This window comes from Pedobacter sp. MR2016-24 (genome assembly GCF_026239655.1).
In the GTDB taxonomy this organism is placed as follows: Bacteria; Bacteroidota; Bacteroidia; order Sphingobacteriales; family Sphingobacteriaceae; genus Pedobacter.
Genome location: NZ_JAPIVO010000002.1, coordinates 772535 through 793122 on the forward strand (window position 1 = coordinate 772535; position 20588 = coordinate 793122).

The 20588-nt window shown below is 42.0% G+C and carries 21 protein-coding genes; 14 read left to right on the top strand and 7 right to left on the bottom strand.

Translation table 11 applies throughout. The features are described 5' to 3' along the window. Nucleotides 1-78: 78 nt before the first annotated feature. Nucleotides 79-354, top strand: a complete 276-nt coding sequence (locus OQX62_RS07530; protein ID WP_265830834.1) for an NrtR DNA-binding winged helix domain-containing protein — start codon at nt 79-81, stop codon at nt 352-354. Nucleotides 355-535: 181 nt separating this feature from the next. Then, a complete protein-coding gene (locus OQX62_RS07535) occupies nt 536-1519 on the top strand; it encodes an aldo/keto reductase (RefSeq protein ID WP_265830835.1) in 984 nt (327 codons plus the stop codon). A gap of 57 nt (nt 1520-1576) precedes the next feature. Here OQX62_RS07535 and OQX62_RS07540 read toward each other — a convergent pair whose 3' ends face one another. Together OQX62_RS07540 and OQX62_RS07545 are read right to left on the bottom strand one after the other, a co-directional pair. Then, on the bottom strand, nt 1577-4159 hold the full coding sequence (locus OQX62_RS07540) for a TonB-dependent receptor (protein ID WP_265830836.1): 2583 nt from the start codon (nt 4157-4159) through the stop codon (nt 1577-1579). A 137-nt stretch (nt 4160-4296) separates the two neighbouring features. Beyond that, the gene (locus tag OQX62_RS07545; protein WP_265830837.1) at nt 4297-4674 is read right to left on the bottom strand and encodes a winged helix-turn-helix transcriptional regulator; all 378 of its coding nucleotides are present in this window, start codon (nt 4672-4674) and stop codon (nt 4297-4299) included. Nucleotides 4675-4765: 91 nt separating this feature from the next. Between OQX62_RS07545 and OQX62_RS07550 the strand changes: the two genes are divergently transcribed. From OQX62_RS07550 to OQX62_RS07560, 3 genes are read left to right on the top strand one after another with little or no spacing between them, the layout of a single operon-like run. Continuing rightward, nucleotides 4766-5368 (top strand): FMN-dependent NADH-azoreductase, encoded by a 603-nt coding sequence (locus OQX62_RS07550; protein ID WP_265830838.1) that lies wholly within the window; start codon nt 4766-4768, stop codon nt 5366-5368. A gap of 23 nt (nt 5369-5391) precedes the next feature. Next, nucleotides 5392-6204 (top strand): helix-turn-helix domain-containing protein, encoded by an 813-nt coding sequence (locus tag OQX62_RS07555; protein ID WP_265830839.1) that lies wholly within the window; start codon nt 5392-5394, stop codon nt 6202-6204. Between the two features lie 45 nt (nt 6205-6249). Then, the gene (locus OQX62_RS07560) at nt 6250-7371 is read left to right on the top strand and encodes an FAD-dependent oxidoreductase (protein WP_265830840.1); all 1122 of its coding nucleotides are present in this window, start codon (nt 6250-6252) and stop codon (nt 7369-7371) included. A 95-nt stretch (nt 7372-7466) separates the two neighbouring features. Here OQX62_RS07560 and OQX62_RS07565 read toward each other — a convergent pair whose 3' ends face one another. Together OQX62_RS07565 and OQX62_RS07570 are read right to left on the bottom strand one after the other, a co-directional pair. Then, a complete protein-coding gene (locus tag OQX62_RS07565; protein WP_322973704.1) occupies nt 7467-7781 on the bottom strand; it encodes an SDR family NAD(P)-dependent oxidoreductase in 315 nt (104 codons plus the stop codon). Between the two features lie 122 nt (nt 7782-7903). Further along, nucleotides 7904-8455: a hypothetical protein gene (locus tag OQX62_RS07570; protein WP_265830841.1), complete on the bottom strand. Its 552-nt coding sequence runs from the start codon at nt 8453-8455 to the stop codon at nt 7904-7906. Between the two features lie 485 nt (nt 8456-8940). On the opposite strand from OQX62_RS07570, the gene OQX62_RS07575 reads away from it, so the two are divergent. Then, nucleotides 8941-9720: an Fpg/Nei family DNA glycosylase gene (locus OQX62_RS07575; protein WP_265830842.1), complete on the top strand. Its 780-nt coding sequence runs from the start codon at nt 8941-8943 to the stop codon at nt 9718-9720. Nucleotides 9721-9909: 189 nt separating this feature from the next. After that, nucleotides 9910-10062 (top strand): zinc-binding dehydrogenase, encoded by a 153-nt coding sequence (locus OQX62_RS07580; protein WP_265830843.1) that lies wholly within the window; start codon nt 9910-9912, stop codon nt 10060-10062. 12 nt (nt 10063-10074) lie between these two features. On the opposite strand, the gene OQX62_RS07585 is transcribed toward OQX62_RS07580, so the two are convergent. Continuing rightward, on the bottom strand, nt 10075-10314 hold the full coding sequence (locus OQX62_RS07585; RefSeq protein WP_265830844.1) for a hypothetical protein: 240 nt from the start codon (nt 10312-10314) through the stop codon (nt 10075-10077). Between the two features lie 208 nt (nt 10315-10522). Beyond that, nucleotides 10523-10855 carry a hypothetical protein gene (locus tag OQX62_RS07590; RefSeq protein ID WP_265830845.1) on the bottom strand — a complete coding sequence of 111 codons (333 nt, stop codon included), beginning with the start codon at nt 10853-10855 and terminating at the stop codon, nt 10523-10525. A 238-nt stretch (nt 10856-11093) separates the two neighbouring features. On the opposite strand from OQX62_RS07590, the gene OQX62_RS07595 reads away from it, so the two are divergent. The 6 genes from OQX62_RS07595 to OQX62_RS07620 all read left to right on the top strand — a co-directional run bounded on the left by OQX62_RS07595 (nt 11094) and on the right by OQX62_RS07620 (nt 19796). Further along, nucleotides 11094-14795: an ATP-binding protein gene (locus OQX62_RS07595; RefSeq protein WP_265830846.1), complete on the top strand. Its 3702-nt coding sequence runs from the start codon at nt 11094-11096 to the stop codon at nt 14793-14795. 152 nt (nt 14796-14947) lie between these two features. Beyond that, nucleotides 14948-15286: a hypothetical protein gene (locus OQX62_RS07600; protein ID WP_265830847.1), complete on the top strand. Its 339-nt coding sequence runs from the start codon at nt 14948-14950 to the stop codon at nt 15284-15286. 99 nt (nt 15287-15385) lie between these two features. Beyond that, a complete protein-coding gene (locus OQX62_RS07605; RefSeq protein WP_265830848.1) occupies nt 15386-16390 on the top strand; it encodes an ABC transporter transmembrane domain-containing protein in 1005 nt (334 codons plus the stop codon). Nucleotide 16391: 1 nt separating this feature from the next. After that, nucleotides 16392-17744: an HlyD family secretion protein gene (locus OQX62_RS07610; RefSeq protein ID WP_265830850.1), complete on the top strand. Its 1353-nt coding sequence runs from the start codon at nt 16392-16394 to the stop codon at nt 17742-17744. Between the two features lie 16 nt (nt 17745-17760). Next, nucleotides 17761-19209, top strand: a complete 1449-nt coding sequence (locus OQX62_RS07615; protein ID WP_265830851.1) for a TolC family protein — start codon at nt 17761-17763, stop codon at nt 19207-19209. A gap of 203 nt (nt 19210-19412) precedes the next feature. Next, on the top strand, nt 19413-19796 hold the full coding sequence (locus tag OQX62_RS07620; RefSeq protein ID WP_265830852.1) for a response regulator transcription factor: 384 nt from the start codon (nt 19413-19415) through the stop codon (nt 19794-19796). Nucleotides 19797-19868: 72 nt separating this feature from the next. Here OQX62_RS07620 and OQX62_RS07625 read toward each other — a convergent pair whose 3' ends face one another. Further along, on the bottom strand, nt 19869-20108 hold the full coding sequence (locus OQX62_RS07625) for a helix-turn-helix domain-containing protein (protein WP_265830853.1): 240 nt from the start codon (nt 20106-20108) through the stop codon (nt 19869-19871). Between the two features lie 100 nt (nt 20109-20208). Between OQX62_RS07625 and OQX62_RS07630 the strand changes: the two genes are divergently transcribed. Then, a complete protein-coding gene (locus OQX62_RS07630; protein ID WP_265830854.1) occupies nt 20209-20574 on the top strand; it encodes a hypothetical protein in 366 nt (121 codons plus the stop codon). The last annotated feature ends 14 nt before the right edge of the window (nt 20575-20588 follow it).

A 20588-nucleotide genomic window follows, 5' to 3' on the forward strand; every position in this document is an offset into this window, starting at 1 on the left:
ACTGGTAAAATCAGAAGGTCTCCCGGAATGGAAATTTCCTACAGAATATGTAAGCAGTGAGACAATCGCTGGTCTACAATGAACAAACAGCTGCAATTGAACTTTGATGATAAACAGCTATTAAAACGAGCACAAGCTACACTTAATAGAGGTCTGAATCATGAACCTATCGAATATTATTTGCTCGACAGGCGTTTTATATTACCTGAGATGCATAGCTTGTACGAACGGCTATTGGATACGAAACTTAACAGGGGCAATTTCAGTAGAAAGATGTTTAGTCTCGCTATTTTGAATAAACTGGGTGAAGTACAATCAGGCGGAGCTCATAAAATGCCGGATCTGTATGAATAAGATAAGGATAGCTACTTGCTGCACTACAAAGAGGACTGTAAAAGGCTTTTTGATTGGCTTGCACTCCGCTTTACCTGTAAAACTGGTATGTAAATCCGTAATCCGTCTACCAATTGCAAATCTAAAACAAGCCACCTTTGTAGTATAAATTAATACGATGCAAAGGACTAAATTAAATAATATGAAGAAAAGAACATTAGGAAATAACGGCCTGGAGGTTTCGACACTGGGCTTAGGTTGTATGGGACTGAGTTTTGGTTACGGACCAGCAACAGAAAAAAAGGATGCCGTTCAGCTTATCCGGACGGCTTACGAAAGTGGTGTAACATTTTTTGATACTGCTGAGGCCTATGGACCATTTACAAATGAGGAGCTTTTAGGTGAAGCACTGGCACCTTTTCGCAAAGAGGTGGTCGTTGCCACAAAATTTGGTTTTAAAAATGGCAAGCCGTCTGCAGGACCGGACAGCAGACCAGAGCGTATCCGCGAGGTGGTAGAAGCATCACTAAGACGGTTAAATACGGACCATATCGATCTGCTCTATCAACACAGAGTTGATCTCAATGTACCGATGGAGGATGTAGCAGGAGCAGTCAAAGAATTAATCTGGGAAGGTAAAGTGAAACACTTTGGTCTTTCTGAAGCTGGGGTACAATCTATTCGTCAGGCTCATGCTGTACAGCCAGTAACAGCTTTACAAAGTGAATATTCGTTATGGTGGAGAGAGCCGGAACAGGAAATCTTAGCTACACTGGAAGAACTGGGTATAGGTTTGGTTCCTTTCAGTCCATTAGGTAAAGGTTTTCTGACCGGAAAGATTGACGAAAAGACCACTTTTGATCAGTCTGATTTCCGTAATAGCGTACCGCGGTTTTCTGAAGAGAACCGTCAGGCTAACCAGGTTCTGGTGGAGCTGCTGCAACATATTGCGAAGGACAAAGAAGCAACACCAGCACAAATTGCCCTGGCATGGCTTTTGGCTCAAAAACCATGGATCGTTCCAATCCCAGGTACGACGAAATTACATCGTCTGGAAGAAAATATTGGCTCAGCAGCTATTACACTAAACGATAGTGATCTTAGCGAAATCAATACAGCGGTAGCAAAGATTGACGTACAAGGACATCGTTATAGCGAAGCCGGCCAAAAGATGGTTAATCGCTAACTGTTTTTACCAGTAATCAGTAAATGGTTAAGGAGGTTGAAGATTACAAAATAAAGGTTATAATTGATAAGTCAGGGTGGTATAATACATGCCACCCACTGACGGTCCGCCCAAATAAGAATAATAATATTTATTCAGCACATTGGTAGCGCCGATTTTGATTCCGAGCTTATTTTTCATCAAATCATAACTTGCCTGTGCATCCAGATTACCATAAGCTTTTACCTGGCCGTTCACTAAAAACGATTGCCAGTAATAGCTGCTCTGATGTTTGTACATCACCATAAAGCTTAAGCTTTTAATCACGTGATCGCCAGCCAGTGAGACATTGCTGATCCATTCAGGCGTATTAAAACCGTCCTCAAAACCGTCATTGTTTTCCGTCCGGCTCAACTTTGCATAAGCAAGATTACCGCCCAGGGTATATCGCCCAAGAAGTAAATAACTTATACCAAGGCTTCCACCTATGTTGTATACTACACTCTTTGAGTTGGTATACAAACGGTAGCGGCTCTGTTTACTCCTGTCAGTCAGTGCATAAGGGATAGAATCCGGCACTGTGGTATTCGGGACATTCATCTCTACCTGCGCAATGAAGTTATCATACTTGTTATAATAAAAATCGGCATCAACTTTCAGTGCTCTATCCAGAAACAATCCTTTATAGCCAATCTCAAGGGAATTGATATGTTCCGGTTTCAGGTAGGTATAATAATTTTTGATCAGCAGCTGTTTTTGCCGCTCAATTGCCGTTGCGGTGGGGATACCATTGTTAAAGTCGTTTGTTACCGCTGCCTGGAACTGATCAACGGAACTGCGTAAATACGCGTTTTCAAAAACCCCGTCTGACATTACTTTTAATCCGCCCACACGTTTCACCCCACCGCTGTTCACATTGGAAAATGCCTCAAAGATGCTTGGGAAACGTGAGCCGCTCTGGTAAGATAGTCTAATGCTTTGATTTTGATCGGGTGTCACCACTGCTGTAAAACGAGGATTCAGTTTAGTTTCAAAATAGTTGTTTTTATCCACTCTTAAGGTGGCTGTGATTGCCAGCAGATCTTTCAGGAAAGTTTTACCTGCCTGCAAAAAAGCCCCTGTCCTGCCATAGTTAAAGGTATCAAACGTTTTTCCTGCCGCCGGATTGATGAAGTAATTACCATCCGGATGAATAACATAAGTCTGGTAATCTATTCCTGCTAACAGATCCAATCCTGTCTTTTCTTTGAAGTTATTGCCAATAGCTTTTGACAGGTCTCCCTGCGCCTCGGCATGAACAAGTTTGTCTTTCACTCTTAAGGCCGCTCCCTCATCCCAGTTATTGATGTCTGCCAGTTCATTTAAAGAATTCTGGAAAACAGGAGTGCCGGGCTGTAACCTGCCCTGATCTGCCACCTGACGGGCTTGGGTTAAAGCCTGGATAGTAGGGGTTCCTGTATGCGCAATTGCACTGTTAAAGGCAGAGGTATAATCTGCATACCATTGATTATCACTTTTAAATCTGCGGTCCTGATTTTCTGCCGCAGAACGAAGATTATAGGACTTCCCCGTATTTTCAGCAGTCAGGAATGCCCTGACCTGAAAGATATCATTCTTCAATTCGAGCGCATGCTGCTGTAATACATAATCTTTTAAAGCGAAACGGTTTGCACGCTGATAAACATTATTGATATCTGCAATCCTGTAGCTATAACTCAATACGGTTTTGTCTGACATTTTATAATGTACACCCAGATCTGCCCTGATGTTCCTGATATCATAATCTGTCATATCTTTTTCATTATAGCCGGTTCTGGATACCTGGTACTGTCTGCCATTTAAAGTGATCCTGCGACGATTGGAGGATTCGTTACCATACCCGTTAACGGGGTCAAATGCAGGATTGTCAATTCCACCACTAATGCCTACACCTGTATTTGCACCGGCATTCAGGTCTGTCTGATTGTTGGCAATCCAATCGTAACCTTTTGTGTAAGTGAAATTGACTTTGTAAGCCAGCCTCGATGAGATTTTTTCTGCTATCCGTATACTGGTTTCAGAGAAAAGTTTGGCGGCTGACTGTGGATCATTAACGTGGGTTATGCCTGTTTTTTGCTGTATGGTGATACCGGCGCTTAAGAAAGGATCTTTTGTAATAAAGTTGGCCAGGCCATTGATCGCATTTAATCCGTATAAGGCTGATGCAGTACCCGGGATGATTTCCACCTTGTCAATATCCAGATCACTGGGGCCCATTGCATTGCCTATAGGTGCACCAATATGCGGTGCCTGATTGTCTATACCATCTACCAGCTGGGTAAATCTTACATTAGTAGTGTTGGCAAAACCACGTGTATTGATGATCTTGAAACCTATACTAGGCGTCAGCATCTGCACACCCTTTACGTTCTCCAGTGCATCAAAGAAGCTGGGAGCGGCAGATCGTTTGATGTCATTGTTACTGAGAATTTCAATAGTAACCGGAGCTTTCAGTATGCTTTCGGCTCTGCGGGAGGCAGAAACTACTACTTCATGAAGAATATGGTTTTTTAGCGTGTCGTTTTTTATGGTATCAGTTTTAGCGGCAGACTGGGCAAAAATTCTGTTTGAGCTGAATAGTATGACAAGGATTGAAAGTACAGGTAGTAGTTGTTTCTTCATGGTTTTTGTGCGCCTGATGAGTATTAACAGGATATATCGGTTAATGTTGCGAATTTAGTTAATCAAACTAAACTGCTGTAACAGGAGCACTCAATCAGTAATATTGGTAGGAAAAATTTGGTGAAAGGACGATTTACTCAGGATTGTTTACGCATACTTTGCTTTACTTTTTCTCTGTGCTGTTGTCCCCAGATACTCAGTTCACCGATTACATTTTTTAAAGTCCGGCTATAATCAGTCGCTTCATAAATAATGCTTACCGGTGTAGTTGGATATACGTTACGCCTGATGAAGCCATTTAACTCCAAATCTTTTAGTTCTTTAGCCAATACTTTAGAAGATATGCCCGTCACCTCATGCTGAATTTCATTGAAACGTTTCGATGACCGTACCAGACAAAGGATCACCGCCAGCTTCCACTTTCCGTTAAGCACATAGAGTGCATCAATTACGTTTCTGAGTGAATCTGTGCATTCTTCTATGTTGGGAAGGGACTCATTTCTAATCATTTTCATAGCCGCAAAGATACAGACTTACCTCAACGTAAGCGCTTACCTTTGGGTAAGTAGTAACTTTTTACCAGTTACCAGTCATACTTTTGCTTTTATGAAAAACATCCTTCATTTAATCTCAAGCATACAAGGCCCTGCATCGTACAGCGTAAAGCTGGGACATGCTGTTATCGAAAAAATTCAGGAAAAGTATCCTGGCAGTAGCGTTGATGAATTGAATCTGGTCGATATCGACATTCCCCATCTTAACCCTGCTGTTCTCCGCACATTTTTTATTCCTGGCGATCAGCTGACGGAAGAAGAGAAAGAATCCATTCGTTTATCTGATGGACTTGTTAAACAGTTACTGGCAGCGGATATCATCGTTATTGGTGCTCCGCTTTACAACTTTACCATTCATACCTCGCTTAAGGCATGGATTGATCATATTACAAGGGCAGGAATAACGTTTGGTTATGATGAAAACGGGCCTGCTGGAATGATCACCGGAAAAAAAGTTTATGTAGCAATGTCTTCCGGTGGTATTTTTTCAACAGGACCTGGTAAAGCAAATGACTTTGTTGCTCCTTATCTACAAGCCTTCCTTGGCTTTTTAGGGATGACCGATCAGACAGTATTCCGTGCGGAAGGATTAAAAGTACCAGGAGTGAAGGACCATGCTATGCAGCAGGCAATTGATAGTATAAGGATTGATTAAATTATTCCTTAACTTAGTTAAACATGCATCACGAAGAATTTGAACCTCCTGAAGAACTAAAAGACATTATCAAGTGCTTCTGGTATACGCGCAGAGACTTTGGAGAACAGCGGTCTGATTTTGAGATCTTGCCTGATGGTTATGCGGAAATCTTTTTCCATTTCGGAAGCGATTGCAGCATTGCTTATAATGGAATTTTACAGCCATTGTCCTCACCATTTTTAATGGGGTTGCTCAGTCAGCCTGTTGTTTTAAATACAAAAGGTCGTTTTGAAGTGATTGGAATAAGGTGTTTTCCCTGGACAGTTTTCAATTTGCTGGGCTTGCCGTCTGACAAAAACAGATCAAGAATAGCTAAACATCCTATCGCACTCCTTCAGGCCAGGTTGAATAAGCGGGTGATGGAGGGGCAGATACCGGAGGCAGTGGCTGAGTTAAGCGCGTATTTCCTGCAGGCAGGCCCGCAGACTGATACTGACAGTTTACTCGTTAAAGCGGGCTTTGCGATAAGGGAAGCGAAGGGAAGTATGCCGGTAAACCAGGTCGCCGCTGCTGCTCATGCAACGGTACGTACGCTGGAAAGAAAGTTCAGGCTGTCCGCGGGTTATACGGTTAAAGATGTGTCTGGTCTGACGCGTTTTGAGGAGGCGCGCAATAAATTGTTGATTGATCCCTATTGCAGCATTACCGGTCTGGCTCATGAGCTGGGTTATGCAGATCAATCCCATCTGAGCAGGGAATTTAAACGTTACAGCGGTATTACGCCGGCAGCCTTCGCGCGAGCAGTAAAAAATGATATTTCAGGTAATCATTTTGTCGCGTTTATTCAAGATTAAAACAGGAGCATTCCGGAATTTTGGGATTCATTATAAATGAAATCCATGTTATTGAAGAAGAAGAAAGTAGCCATTATCGGCGGGGGACCAGTGGGTCTGACCATGGCAAGATTACTGCAGCAGGCAGGTGTAACTGTAAATGTTTACGAGCGGGACAGAGACCCACAGGCAAGAATCTGGGGCGGTCCGCTTGATCTGCATGAAGGTTCCGGGCAAGCAGCACTGAAAAAGGCAGGTTTGCTGGAACGTTATTTTGCGTTAGGAAAACCCATGGGAAGGACACTGGCTGATGAGCAGGGTAAGGTGTTTTTTACCAAAGCACCTGAATATGACAGTCCTGAAATTAATAGAAACGATCTGAAAAGAATGTTGCTGGATAGCCTGACCGGCGATACAGTGATTTGGGACAGCAAATTTACCGGGATTCAGGAACATGAGGGAAAATGGCTTTTGCATTTTGAAGATGAGTCGACCGCAACTGCCGATTTTGTTATCGGAGCCAACGGAGGAATGTCCAACGCCAGAAAATATATTACGGATGCGGAAGTTGAATACACGGGAACTTTTATGATACAGGGCGAAGTGGTAGAACCGGAACTCAACTGCAGGGAGTTCTACCAATTGTGTAACGATACTATTCTGATGGTGGCAGTTCAGGGTATTAATTTAGTCGCCATCCCAGATAACAACGGCGTATTAACCTATAACGTAAGTTTTAGAAAAACGGCGGAGTGGGTTCATGAAAATAGACTCGACTTCCAAAATCAGCAAGGCATCATCACGTTTCTTTCCGCTATGTTCGCTTCCTCTAATGAATGTTACAGGCAACTATTCCGGTCTACTTCTTCTTTTGTTGGTTTACCGACGAGAAAAATACCATTAGATCCGGACTGGACGGCTAATCGCCCGTTACCTATAACGCTTATCGGTGATGCTGCGCATCTGATGCCACCTTTTGCTGGTCAGGGTGTGAATATCGGACTATTGGATGCACTGATTTTAGCTGATCACCTCATCCAGGGGGAATTTAAAACTATAGCCTCTGCTATAAATGATTATGAACAACAGATGTTTGTATATGCTAAGGCGGCACAACTTGAAACCAGCAGGAATGAAATCGAGATGCATGATCCCGACTTTTCGTTTCAGAAAAGATTCACCAGTTGAAGCTGAACATTTAACTCATCACCTATAAAAGCGCTTAGTTAAATGTCTGCCGATATTCAAGTGGTGAAATTGCAGTTCTCTTTTTAAATAGTTTGTTAAACGATTGCGGATATGCTCTTCTTTAGCTGAAAATGCAGGGCTTCCATAGCTCCCATTAAGCCATAGCCTGCATTATTGAAGACTACATCGATTGGATATAAGGAAATTGCTTTGGCCGTGGTAGTTTTAATTTGTTCAGGATCGGTTACATCAAGCGGCAACAGCGTGATGTTTTCCAGTTGTTTAAGCTCAGTTTCCTGCTCTGGATTCCGCATGGTAGCAATGACATCCCAGCCTCTAGATTGAAATAATTTAGCCGTAGCTTTTCCTAAGCCTGCCGATGCGCCTGTAATAAAAATTGTTTTCTGCATTTTCTACCGTTTAAATTGTACGATACAAAGATCAGGCAGGCTTAGGATAGCGGTGTTTCCAAATAGGATTTTATTGTATCCAGATTGGATGGCAGTGTTATTGTTATTATGCGAATGAAAATCTATTTCCAGTCTACATTTATGCCATGTTTATCTGCAAAGGTTTTACCACTTGCTAACAACTGACCGTATTTACGCTCAAATTCCGCATTATATTTTTGTGCAATAGATTTGATGATTTCATCTTTTTGTTCCTGCGGTGCTTTCGTGTCACATAACTTCGCATATGCAGTGTATTCATTTTTATATACTGGAATCACATATTCATATAGGGCAATGGATTGCGCTTTAATCTCCTTACGGTCGTCACCGCCTTCACCCAGTGCTTTAATATCTTTCAAGGATTTTTCCATATAGGAGAGGTTTCTTGCAACATATTGCACAGCCTCGTCGCCTTTCTTTTTACTGGAAGGAATATCTGGGAATTCAGTGGTCTCATCATCAATATGTTTTGCAAGGATAGGCGTTCCAAAATCGGAGATGGTATTGGTGTTGAGGACAGCAATACCAAAAAATTTGTCAGGAGCTTCGTTACAAGATTGAAGAGTGAATGTAAGTGTTAGCGCAGCAGCAACGGCTAATTTAGAAAGGAAGGGCTTTATTGTATGTATCATGAATAAATTATTTTGATTTTTACCTTCAAAAACTAAGCCGTTTATAAAGGCTGGTTTATGATTTGCGCTATCGAATTGTATTTTAAAAAATGTTAATAACTAAAATTGGCAATGAGAAATCATTTCCTTAAATTGTGTTAGAAGAAAAGATATTTATATTTCAGTGAAAAAAAAGTCCTGTGAGCGGGTAATCCACGAAGGGCAGGCGCCACATACATCTGAGGAATATGCTCAGAAATTCAATAAAACGAGGCTATTCCTTCCGGGATAGCCTCGTTTTATTGAAGATTATCCATGAGCGTTTAAATTCGGTTTCAATAACTAGACACGGTGATAAATCTGCACAATTAGTTAGCCGGTTATTTCTTGATAAAAACATTTTTCCTGTTATTCGCTTTTATAATATATTAGCATTCCGGGCGATACAGTGGTCGCTGTTTCCGCTCTCAGGATCTATTTTGAAAAAGAAATAAAAAGAATTGATTATGCCGGAATTACCAGACTTAGAAGTATTCGCCGCGAACCTGGAGAAGCGCTTCAAAAATAAAACACTTGAACAGGTTGTTGTAAGTGTGGACAGAAAACTTAATGTGAGCGGGAAAGAACTAAAAACGGCACTTGAAGGACACAAACTTCAAACGGTGAGCCGTGAAGGTAAGACCATTCAGCTGCATTTTGGAGGAGGGGCAAGTCTGGGACTGCATCTTATGTTACATGGCGAATTGAAATTGCTGGATGGGGATGAAGTGGCAAAACATCAGATTGTAGCTTTGCATTTTACGGGTAAGGAAGCATTTGCGCTAACAGATTTTCAGAAGGCAGCAACGCCAACGCTTAACCCGGTCTCTTCAACAGTACCTGATGCATTGTCTCCCGAGATGAGCCTGCAATATCTGGAAGAATTGCTCGCTAAAAAGAAGGCGCCTGTTAAGACGGTATTGATGGATCAAAAAGTCATCAGGGGAATTGGAAATACTTATGCAGATGAGATTCTCTGGGCCGCGAGAATTTCTCCTATGTCGGTCTCCAAAGCAATTCCTAAAGATCAGGTGAAAGTACTTCATAAGACAATAATAGAGGTATTGAAACAGGAGATTAAACAAATCCGCCATATGCTGCCTGACCAATTGGGTGGGGAGATTAAAGATTTTCTAAAGGTTCATGGTGCCGGCATCAAGCAAAGTCCCACTGGAGAGAATATTTTGGTGGAAGAGATTGGTGGCCGTAAGACTTATTATACTAAAGAGCAGGAACTATATCATTAGCGTCCTGCTCATGCAGTTGTTCAGCTACTTGCCAATAGCGGAGTAAAAGTATTTGCTTCGGGCAGGCATGCCGATACGCTTCAATCCCTAAAAGAATTTGGTGTTTCAGAGACTATTTTTGTAGGAGAAAATTCTACTCATGAAGAAGTAAGACTGATCAAAAAAGATGTTATAATACATGAACCTTTTGTGTGCGATTTACTGAAATACAGGCTTAAGCTGGTCGCAGAAGGAAAGGTGAAAGTTCCCATACACCAGGTTTTCAAGCTTGCTGATGTGAGGGATGCGCATATAGCTGCAGAACAAACTGGTAAATCAGGGAGAATAATTGTGGTGGCCTAAAGGGACAGTTTGTTAAACTTTAGAAAAGCATTGATCATAAAGCTGTCTGATTCTTGAAATGATAAGGCTCTGATCTGTATTGTTTACGTAAACTATTGGAAGAGTCGGGGTTTTATCATTTGCTGATGGAATGAAAATATTTAAAAATGAATTTAAGCCCATTGCAATCTGCAATTCTGGTTCTTCTTTCCAGAGTGTGATTAGCGCGGTTTTATAATCAGCTATTTTAATTTCATTATACATGTTTTTCATAATTTTATTAGCTTCCCGATTAAATAAACAGATCTCCGAATACCTATGCATGTGTTTTGCGGCGAAGTTACATACATATATAAGTGTAGAAGAGAGGATTTATACTGAAAAAACATAAGTATTTATACGCATTAAGTCAATCTGAAAAACAAGAATAACAGGATATGATTTACTATTATTATTAGTAAATAAGAGCCGGCCAACTGTATTATTCTTTTTGTCTATCCTGATCAGATTTTAAGCCAGTCCTGTTAAGCTCCGATAATCTTCGCAATTCTTTAGCAATTTCGGCCCTTAATTTATCGATTTTTTCGACGAGTTGTTTTTGATCAGCATGGAGATCTGCCGTAGGATCTCTGACTACCAAGTCGTCTAAAAAGCTCGATATTAAGCTATCTGTGGCTTTTATGTTACCATACTTTTCTTTGAAATGTTCTGGCGTATACCACATTTTCCTGCTCTTGTCGTAAATAAAACAATTGTTTTTTTTCGCTTCATTGTATAGGTGCCATAGCCTGTGAAACCCCTTTTCTTCATTCATACCCATAGGTCAAAAATACTAATAATATTAGTATTAAAAAGGATAATAAAATCTTTTTATCAGCTACTTCCTCCGGATCAATAAAATGCATCATTCAGTACCTGAAAGCGTGCGTATATCAGCATACCAGAGGTAATAAGACAGGGAGGTGTATTCTCTTTTTTTGCTTAAGCAAATCAGATGCATATCTTTACACCACAGTATAGTGGATATTTGTTCAATGCTGTTATGTTCAATTATGATTTTAAGCTCTTCTGAAAGTAAAGAACAATTTTTGTCAGGTGGCGGAGAGATGGGTAAACTTATCCGCTCAATGGATTGGTCTTCTACTGCCTTAGGACCAATCGAAACCTGGCCACAAAGCCTGCGTACGTCGGTCAGTTTGTGTCTTTCTTCTACGTTTCCAATTCTGATTGCATGGGGACCAGACAGGATACAAATCTATAATGACAGTTATAGACCAATCTGCGGTGCCAAACATCCACAATCTATGGGGATGCCCTTCCGGGTTTGCTGGGAAACCGCTTTACCCGTAGTGGGTGATGCCTTTGAGCGTGGCGGAGAAGGAGAAGGAACGTATATTAATGATCAACGCATGTTCCTTGACCGCTATGGTTATATTGAAGAGGCCTGGATGACCTTCTCTTTTGCTCCGATCCGGGATGAATCTGGCGGAGTAGGCGGGATATTTCATCCAATTACCGAAACCACAGCAAAAATGCTGAGTGGCCGGCGAACCCAGGTATTAAAGGAGCTGGGTGTGGTACTGGCGAAAGCCAAAAGTATTGAGGAAATTGGCAGTTTTACACAAAAAAATTATCCGGAATATTTATTGGATATTCCCTTTATACTGATTTATAAATTTGATGCGCAAACAGGAATTGCTCACTTAATCAATTCTGCAGGATTAGCTGACGGCACTGCTTTAGCACCTGTAACAGTGGACTTGTCTGTAGAAAAAAGTCCCTGGCCATTTGCGGAAGTCAACAATTCTGGTCAGCTAGAAGAGTTGAATCACCTGCAGGAACGTTTCGGCACGTTTAACTGCGAGCCCTATGCTAACGGGCCTGAATCAGCAATGATCTTACCGCTTAAAATCAGCGGACAAGAAGATGTGTTCGGTTTTGTAGTAGCAGGTGTAAGTGCCTCCAGGGCGCTGGACAGCGATTACCATAATTTTTATGACCAGCTGGCGAATACCTTTAACACTGCCGTATCCAATGTATATGCTTTTGAACAGGAACAAAAGAGAGCAGAAGCACTGGCTGCGATAGACCGCTCAAAAACTGCTTTCTTCAGCAATGTAAGTCATGAATTCCGAACCCCGCTTACTTTGATACTCGGGCCATTGGATGATTTGCTTAACCGCAGTCAGTTGCCTGCAGATATACAGGAAACTGTTCAATCTGCACAGCGCAATGCACTCAGACTATTAAAACTGGTTAATAATTTACTGGATTACAGTCGTGTGGAAGCCGGCCGTACCCAGGCTGCTTACCAAAAAATAGATCTGGCAGAGTTAACTACTGACCTTGCCAGCAGTTTTCGCTCTATTATAGAAAAAGCGGGTATGCAATTGATAGTGGACAGTCCGGCGGTGGATGGGGATGTTTATGTCGACCGCCAGATGTGGGAAAAGATTGTTTTAAATCTACTCTCCAATGCTTTCAAATATACGCTTGAGGGAACAATTACACTTACGCTTTTCTGTCAGGGGAATTCTGCTGTACTGCAAGTTTCAGATACAGGGGTGGGAATCCCCCAAAAAGAGTTACCGCATATGTTCGAACGTTTTCACCGGGTGGAAAACTCCGCAGGAAGAACGCATGAGGGTACAGGTATAGGACTTTCCTTAGTATATGAGCTGGTACAACTTCATGGTGGGCAGATCAGTGTGAGCAGCATAGAAGGAAGCGGATCAACTTTTACTGTGGTTATACCAATGGGTAAAGCCCATCTTCCGCCGGAACTCATTCAAAGCCATCCTAAAGAAATAGATACCAGTGCACAGAAAACTTCTTTTATAGAGGAAGCCTCCGGTCTTTTACAAACGGAAAGTCAACCTGTCGCAACTCATACTGAAGCAACTGCTGGTTACTCTTATCCTGATGTTGAAACCGACGAAAATACACGCATTCTCATAGTGGATGATAATGCAGATATGCGTGCATATCTGAACAGAATTCTGGAGCCATATTTTACTACAGCGATAGCTGTAAACGGTCAAGACGCACTTTCAAAGATCCCGCATTTTGAACCGGATCTGGTGTTAAGTGATATCATGATGCCGGTAATGGATGGTAAAACTATGCTGGAACAGATCAGACAGGAACATGCGACGATGCGCCTGCCAGTAATTTTTTTATCGGCTCGTGCCGGTGAAGAAGCAAGGATAGACGGACTGGAAGCGGGAGCTGATGATTACCTGGTGAAACCATTTTCAGCGTCAGAGTTGCTCACAAAAATCAGTACCCAGATCAAAATTACTAAAGCACGTAACCGTGCAGAACAGCAGCTCCGCAACCTGATTACCGAAGCACCGGTAGCCATTGCTATCTACCGCGGGAAAATGCATACTATTGAAATGGCGAATGACAGGATGCTGCAATACTGGGGCAGGACAGCAAATGAAGTCATTGCACAGCCTTTGCTTAATGCTCTTCCTGAACTGGCTTCACAGGGATTCAAAGAAATGATGGACCATGTTTATCAGACAGGGGAACGTTTTATATCGGGCGACATACCAGTTCAACTGGTTCGTTTTGGCAAAAAAGAGGAGCTCTTTATCAACCTGACTATTGAGGCCCTGCGTGAAGATGATGAAAGAGTAACCGGTATGATGGCTGTAGCCGCAGATGTAACTGCACAGGTTTTGGCCCGCCATGAACTGGAACGTGTAAATGATACCCTCAAACTTGCTGTTGATGCCGCAGCAATGGGTATATGGCGGTCGGATTTACTTACAGGTAAGCTGATCATTTCTGAGCGCGCCAGGATACTGCATGGATTTGCGCCTGATGTGGAACTCACATTTTTGGGCGCTGCTGAAATGGTCGTTCCTGAACACAGGGAAAAACTTTTATCCGCTATTGCGCAGGCAGTTGAAAACAAAGGCAGCTTTAATGAGGATTATCAAATCACTCCTATAGGAAGCAATAAGCCAAAATGGCTGAATACCAGTGGTATGGCGGAGTTGAATGAGAAGGGAGAAGCAATTTCCGTGATTGGAACTATATTGGATATTACTGAAATTAAAGAAGACAGTCAGCGTAAAGATGATTTTATTGGTATGGTAAGCCATGAACTTAAAACACCGCTGACGACACTGAGCGGCTTTACGCAGGTACTGCAAATGCGGGCCCGGAAATCGGATGACAGCTTTGCTACTGATAAACTGGACAGGATATTAAGACAGGTGAAAAAGATGGGTACCATGATCAATGGTTTTCTAAATGTATCCAGATTACAGTCAGGGAAAATTGTTCTGGCTACCACCAAATTTGATCTTAATGCCCTGATCAGTGAAATTATCGACGAAACGGAGCTTTCCCATAGTCAGCATCAGTTAGTTTTTGAGCACATGGAAGCCATTGAAGTAGATGCCGACCGTGATAAAATTGGCTCTGTGATATCTAATTTATTGAGCAATGCGATTAAATATTCACCAGACAATAAATTGATTAAAATCAGTTCTAGTGTTGAAAATAGCAGTGTAACCCTTGCCATCCATGACCAGGGAATGGGTATTAAACCCGAAGATCTGGAGAAACTATTTGAACGTTTTTACAGGGTGGAAAGCAATAATATGCAGCATATCTCGGGATTCGGGATAGGACTTTATTTAAGTTCAGAGATTATTGAACGGCATGGCGGGAGGATATGGGCGGAGAGTGAACTGGGTAAAGGCGCCACATTTTTCTTTAGCCTTCCCGTCTCCTGAAGCGCTGTGGACTGATGAGCTTATTTTGCTACCAGCTAACTTGCTTGTCAGCAATTCCAAAAGATAGCCGATTTTAGGTTTTACAGATGACATTACTGTGTTCAAACAGGTTAACAGAAAAAAAATATAATGCGCTATATTTGCAATGTCTGATGATGAAGCTATTAAGGAATCAATTGTTAAAAAACGTATTAGGCGTGGTGCTGCTCAGTATCATGCTCCTGAAAGTATGCGCCTTTTCAATTTCTTATCTTTCATCTTCTCTTAATCCCCTCGCTATTGAAAAAAGTGCAGAGGAAGGAAAAGACATCAAAGAAGAAGCTTTCGATAAAAAAGACAAGAAAATGCTCACATTTGGTTTTTCCTGTATAGATCACGGACATGATTTATGGGTTAACCATTTACCACTCAGCATGTATTCCTACATCATGCAAATAGGGAGTCATCCGCTAAAGACTGTCCCAACACCGCCTCCCGACCAGCTCGTATAAATTATTTGTATTTGCGCTCAGGCAATACATTTCTAATCCCGTATGCAGTACGCTGCCTTCGGTTCATGAAATAATTTATCAACTCATATTCTCATCAGAATGAAGAAACATCATACTGCCGGAGCCCCAACGCCCTGGCAAAGACTCGTACGTATACTTTACTACGAGCGTTCTACCATCAATTATATTTACGTCTACGCGATGCTGATTGGCTTGATTGGCCTTACCCTGCCATTGGGTACAAGTGCAGTTTTCAACTTGCTGTCTAATGGGGCGATGTACAGCTCTACCTACATTCTTATTGCTGTTATTTTAATTGGTATCGTGATCGGCGGACTGCTGCTGATCGGCCAGCTTACCCTGGTGGAGGTTATTGAGCAGAAGATATTTGCTAAAGCGGCACTTGAATTTGCCTTCCGTTTACCGCGGATAAAAAAGCAGGCACTGGAAGGTGAGAACCCCTCAGAACTTGTTAACCGCTTTTTTGATATCTTAACCATACAAAAGGGACTAACGAAATTACTTGTAGATATTGTAGCTGCTGCGGTGCTGATCTTTTTCAGCGTTATCCTGTTATCCTTCTATCACCCGGTATTTATGGCCTTTGGCATTTTTGTCCTGCTGGTAATTGTATTGGTTGTGGTCTTGTATTACAGGCGTGGGGTGCAAACCAGTATTGAAGAATCGGAATATAAATATGAAGTGGTGGCCTACCTGGAGGAAGTAGCTGGTGATCTTGATGCCTACCGGCATAATGCGGCTAAGTGTCAGGAAGTCATTACCCGCACAGATGAAATAACTGCTAATTACATTCAGGCAAGAAATGATCATTTTAGCATCCTTAAAAGGTTTTTTGTGAGTGCCGTAGCCATGCGGACCATATTGATGGGTTCCCTGCTTTTATTGGGTTCCTATTTTGTTGTAGAGCGTGAAATGACATTCGGACAGTTTGTAGCCGCGGAAGTGATTATTGTTCAGATCAGTTATGCAATAGAAAAACTGATGACCAATTTAAATACAGTTTTCGATATGGTAACTGGTAGTGAAAAGCTTGCCGTAGTAACCGATCTGGAAATAGAGGAAGGAGATACGATACATGGCTAAGATGAGTAAGAATCTAACCCAGATCAAAAACTGGGAAGAACTGTCTGTTCAGACCAACAGTAAAATTCTAAAGGCAAAAGGCCCCAGAGTATTAGGAAAGGTGATGCTGATTTTGCTTTTTCTTTTTATAGTATTGCTGCTGCTGCCCTGGAGGCAAACGATACCAGGGCGTGGTACTGTCACTGCCTTAAGACCTGAAGACAGGCCTCAGACTGTACAAAATCAAATTGGTGGTCGTATTGAACACTGGGCCGTGCGCGAAGGGCAGGAAGTAGAAAAAGGGGATACTATTCTGGTGATATCAGAAACGAGTCAGTCTTATTTTGATCCGGAGTTACCCGCACGTTTAAATGAGCAGCTCGATGCAAAACGCGGCAGTGAAACTGCGGCATCCAAAAAAATGGACGCCACAAATTTGCAGATCAGGGCTTTGAGCGATGGGTTGCGTTATCAGCTCAGTGCTGCAGAGAATAAAGTAAGACAGGCACAAAACTACGTTCGGATTGACAGTGCAGACTTGCTTGCGGTTCAGCAGTTTTACGAAACTACCAAAGTACGTCTGGAGCGTTATGAAGCTGGTTATAAAAATGGGCTCTTCTCCTTAACCGATATTGAAACGCGCAGACTAAAATTGCAGGAAGACAGGGCAAAAGTAATCAGTCAGCAAAACAAACTGAGTAATTCCGCTCAGAACCTGCTTAACTCTAGTATAGAACTGGACAATATCAGGGCTAAATATCAGGAGTCGCTCGCCAAAGCACAGTCAGATATGAGTTCAGCAGTTTCGAGCAGGGCCAGTGCACAGGGCGATATTGCCAAGCTAAGGAATGATATTTCAAACATTAATATCAGGCGCGGTCTGTACATTGTCAGGGCACCGCAAAGCGGATACGTGGTAAAAACACTCAAAGCCGGTATAGGCGAGAATATCAAAGAAGGGGAGTCGGTAGCAACCTTACAACCTAAATCGCCATTAGTTGCCGCCGAGTTATATGTGAGTGCTATGGATGTGCCGTTGATATTGGATACCAGTGATGTCCGCCTCCAATTTGAAGGCTGGCCTTCCGTACAGTTTTCGGGCTGGCCATCTGTTGCTGTCGGTACTTTTGCAGGAAAGATTTCGGCAATCGACCGTATTAGCAGTACCGGAGGTAAGTATAGATTACTGATCAGACAAACTAGTCCGGTTCCAACAAAAGACGAACCCTGGCCGCCACAACTAAGACAAGGTTCAGGCGTATATGGCCGTATTATTCTGAGGTCAGTACCATTATGGTACGAAATCTGGCGTCAGCTTAACGGTTTCCCGCCAAGTCTGGAAAAAGAGCCAACCAGTAGTAAAGAGAAAAGTTAACGATGGAGGTGATGAGATGAATAGATATTTCAGGAGATTTCCTGCCACATGCATACTGATATTGCTGCTCCTGATCACAGCCGGGAGCTTTGCACAAACCAAACCTGTAAACGATACATCGAGCGTATTTGCGCTTGAAGATCTGCAGGTATTAGTTTTCAGGTACCATCCTATAGTAAAACAGGCAGCTTTGCTCAGCGAATCTGCCCGGGCAAATGTATTGCAGTCGCTCGGCTATTTTGATCCAGCCCTGAAAGCCGGTTTTAACCGCAAATTATTCGGTGACACAGAATATTACAATAACTGGAACAGTGAACTTAAAATTCCGCTATGGCTTGCCGGTGCAGATTTAAAAGTTGGATATGACCGTAGTGTAGGTACTTATACCAACCCGCAAACGCGTACATCACCTGAAGGTCTGTCTGGCGTCGGTTTGAGTATCCCCCTGGGACAGGGCTTGCTTATTGATGCCCGTCGCAGTACCTTAAGGCAGTCGAAAATAATGGTACAGTACGCTGAAGCCGAACAGTTAAAACAAATTAACAATGCCTGGTATGCTGTTGTTAAAGATTACTGGAACTGGTATTATGCTTACAGACAGTTTGCTTTGGTTAATGAAGGCGTAGAACTTGCCGAACGCAGATTTAAAGCTTTAAGCAGGCAAACGGCAATTGGTGATAAACCTACTATTGATTCTGTGGAAGCTTATATTACCGTACAGGAGCGTATCATTCAGAAAGAAAAAACGAAGATAGAATTGCAAAACGCGCGATTGATATTATCTAATCACCTGTGGAGTGAGCAAGGTACCCCGCTGGAGTTGCCCTTAAATGCGGCACCTCAGCATATAGATGAAAATATAACTAAGCCAGGGCAATCCGTATTGGATACCTTAATGGGCCAGGCTGCGAACCAGCATCCTGAACTGCTCAAATTACAAATTAAAAGTGGTCAGCTGGCTATTGAAAGGAGTTACCGCCAGGAGATGCTGAAGCCCAAACTGAATGTTAGCGGTACTTTAATATCCAACAGGACAAGCTTTAGCGGTAATGTGCCTGACTATTACGATTTTAACTGGAGTAATTATAAGCTTGGTGTTGAGTTTGCATTTCCCCTTTTTTTACGTGCAGAGCGTGGAAAACTGCGCGAAGTAAAGATCAAACAGAGAGAGCTGGATTACGACCTGCAGCAAACCGGGCGTGAGATCAGGAATAACATTCTTGCCTCTTATAACGATCTTTCTGCCTATTCTTCACAACTTGATGTGCAGGTGCAAAGTATCCGCAATCAGCAGACCTTATTGAAGGGGGAAACTCAGAAATTTGATTTGGGAGAAAGCACATTGTTTTTGATCAATAGTCGCGAGTCAAAACTGATAGACATGAAAATCAAACGCGAAAGTATGATCTCCGGATATCAAAAAACACTGGCCGAACTGTATTATAAAGCCGGTACACGACAATAGTCAACCTAAGCTCGCAGGCCCCCGGGTTCATACCAATCCGGAGGCCTGTATGCAGAGCGTATTTAAGATTACTATTTATAGGGTTGTTCTTTGTAAGATAGTTAAGATTGGACGGAAGTGAAATTCGAATATTTTTTTAGTTTTGTGTCCAAACAAAAAACATGTTTTAAGGGTTTCTGAACTAATACCTGTATTATTAAATAATGAATAAACGAATATGTGTTCTTGAGGACACCACAGAGATCTTTGAGATCATAAAAATTGTGCTCGAAGAGGAAGAATATGAGGTTTTTGGTTTTGAGACTGTATCAGCTTTCAAGGCAAATGTAAACCTCCTCTCTCCGGATCTTTTTTTACTGGATGTAATGCTTCCTGATGGTAATGGAATTGATGTTTGCAGAGCGCTAAAATCTGCTGAAGACACTAAACATATCCCGGTGGTAGTGATGACTGCAAATTCGAAAATCGCTACGATGAAAGAAGACTGTACCGCGGAAGATTTTATAGCCAAACCATTTGATATTGATCACCTGGCTGCTATAGTTAACCGATTGATCAATCGCAATCAATTGCAACCTGCTTTGTAGATAAGTTCAGTAAGCATCAGTGAGGATGGATCATAAATTTTTCCTGATTTATAGCGGGTTACAAAGCAAACGTTATTCTATAAACAGTATGTAAGGTTCTATGTCCAGATGCCGGGCTATAAGGCCTATCATTGTAATATTTGTATCTACCTTACCTAATTCATAATTGGAAAGTTGCTTGGCATCCATTTCTATCATTGTGGCGAAAGCAGCGATAGTGAAACCTTTTAGTTTTCGGTACTTACGGATATTGTGGCCCACCAGCTTAATTAAAGCTTCATCTCTTCTATACCGTTTTCCTGAGTCCTCCATTTTCGGACACTAAAGAAGATATTATTTGTTCTAATAAAAATGGTTGAAGAGCCATATTTTTGATAATTTTATTATTTTTGTGGAGCCACATATAAACATTATGAAACAGGTTCAAGAAATAAAGGAGTATGTCAAAAAACATGCGGACGACTTTGCCTCCATGATCATGTATTTTTTGCACGATGACGATTATGACGAATATAATGAGCGTCTCGCTGACCACCGTACAGATACCTTATGCTGGGTAGGGCAGAAGGATGATTTGTTGGCTCAGATCGCAAAATCCGGTATAGAGCACGCTGTAGAACAGGCAGTGCAAAAATTCAGGCAGGATCATGAAAAGGTGATCGTGGAAATGCTGGATTTAAAAAGCGATCAGACTATTCCCCATGCAATTGCAATGATTGAGCAATATATCAGGGATACTTATGTGAGGTATCATACAGATGAAGCCAGGCCCCAATAGTGCCTGGCTGATTT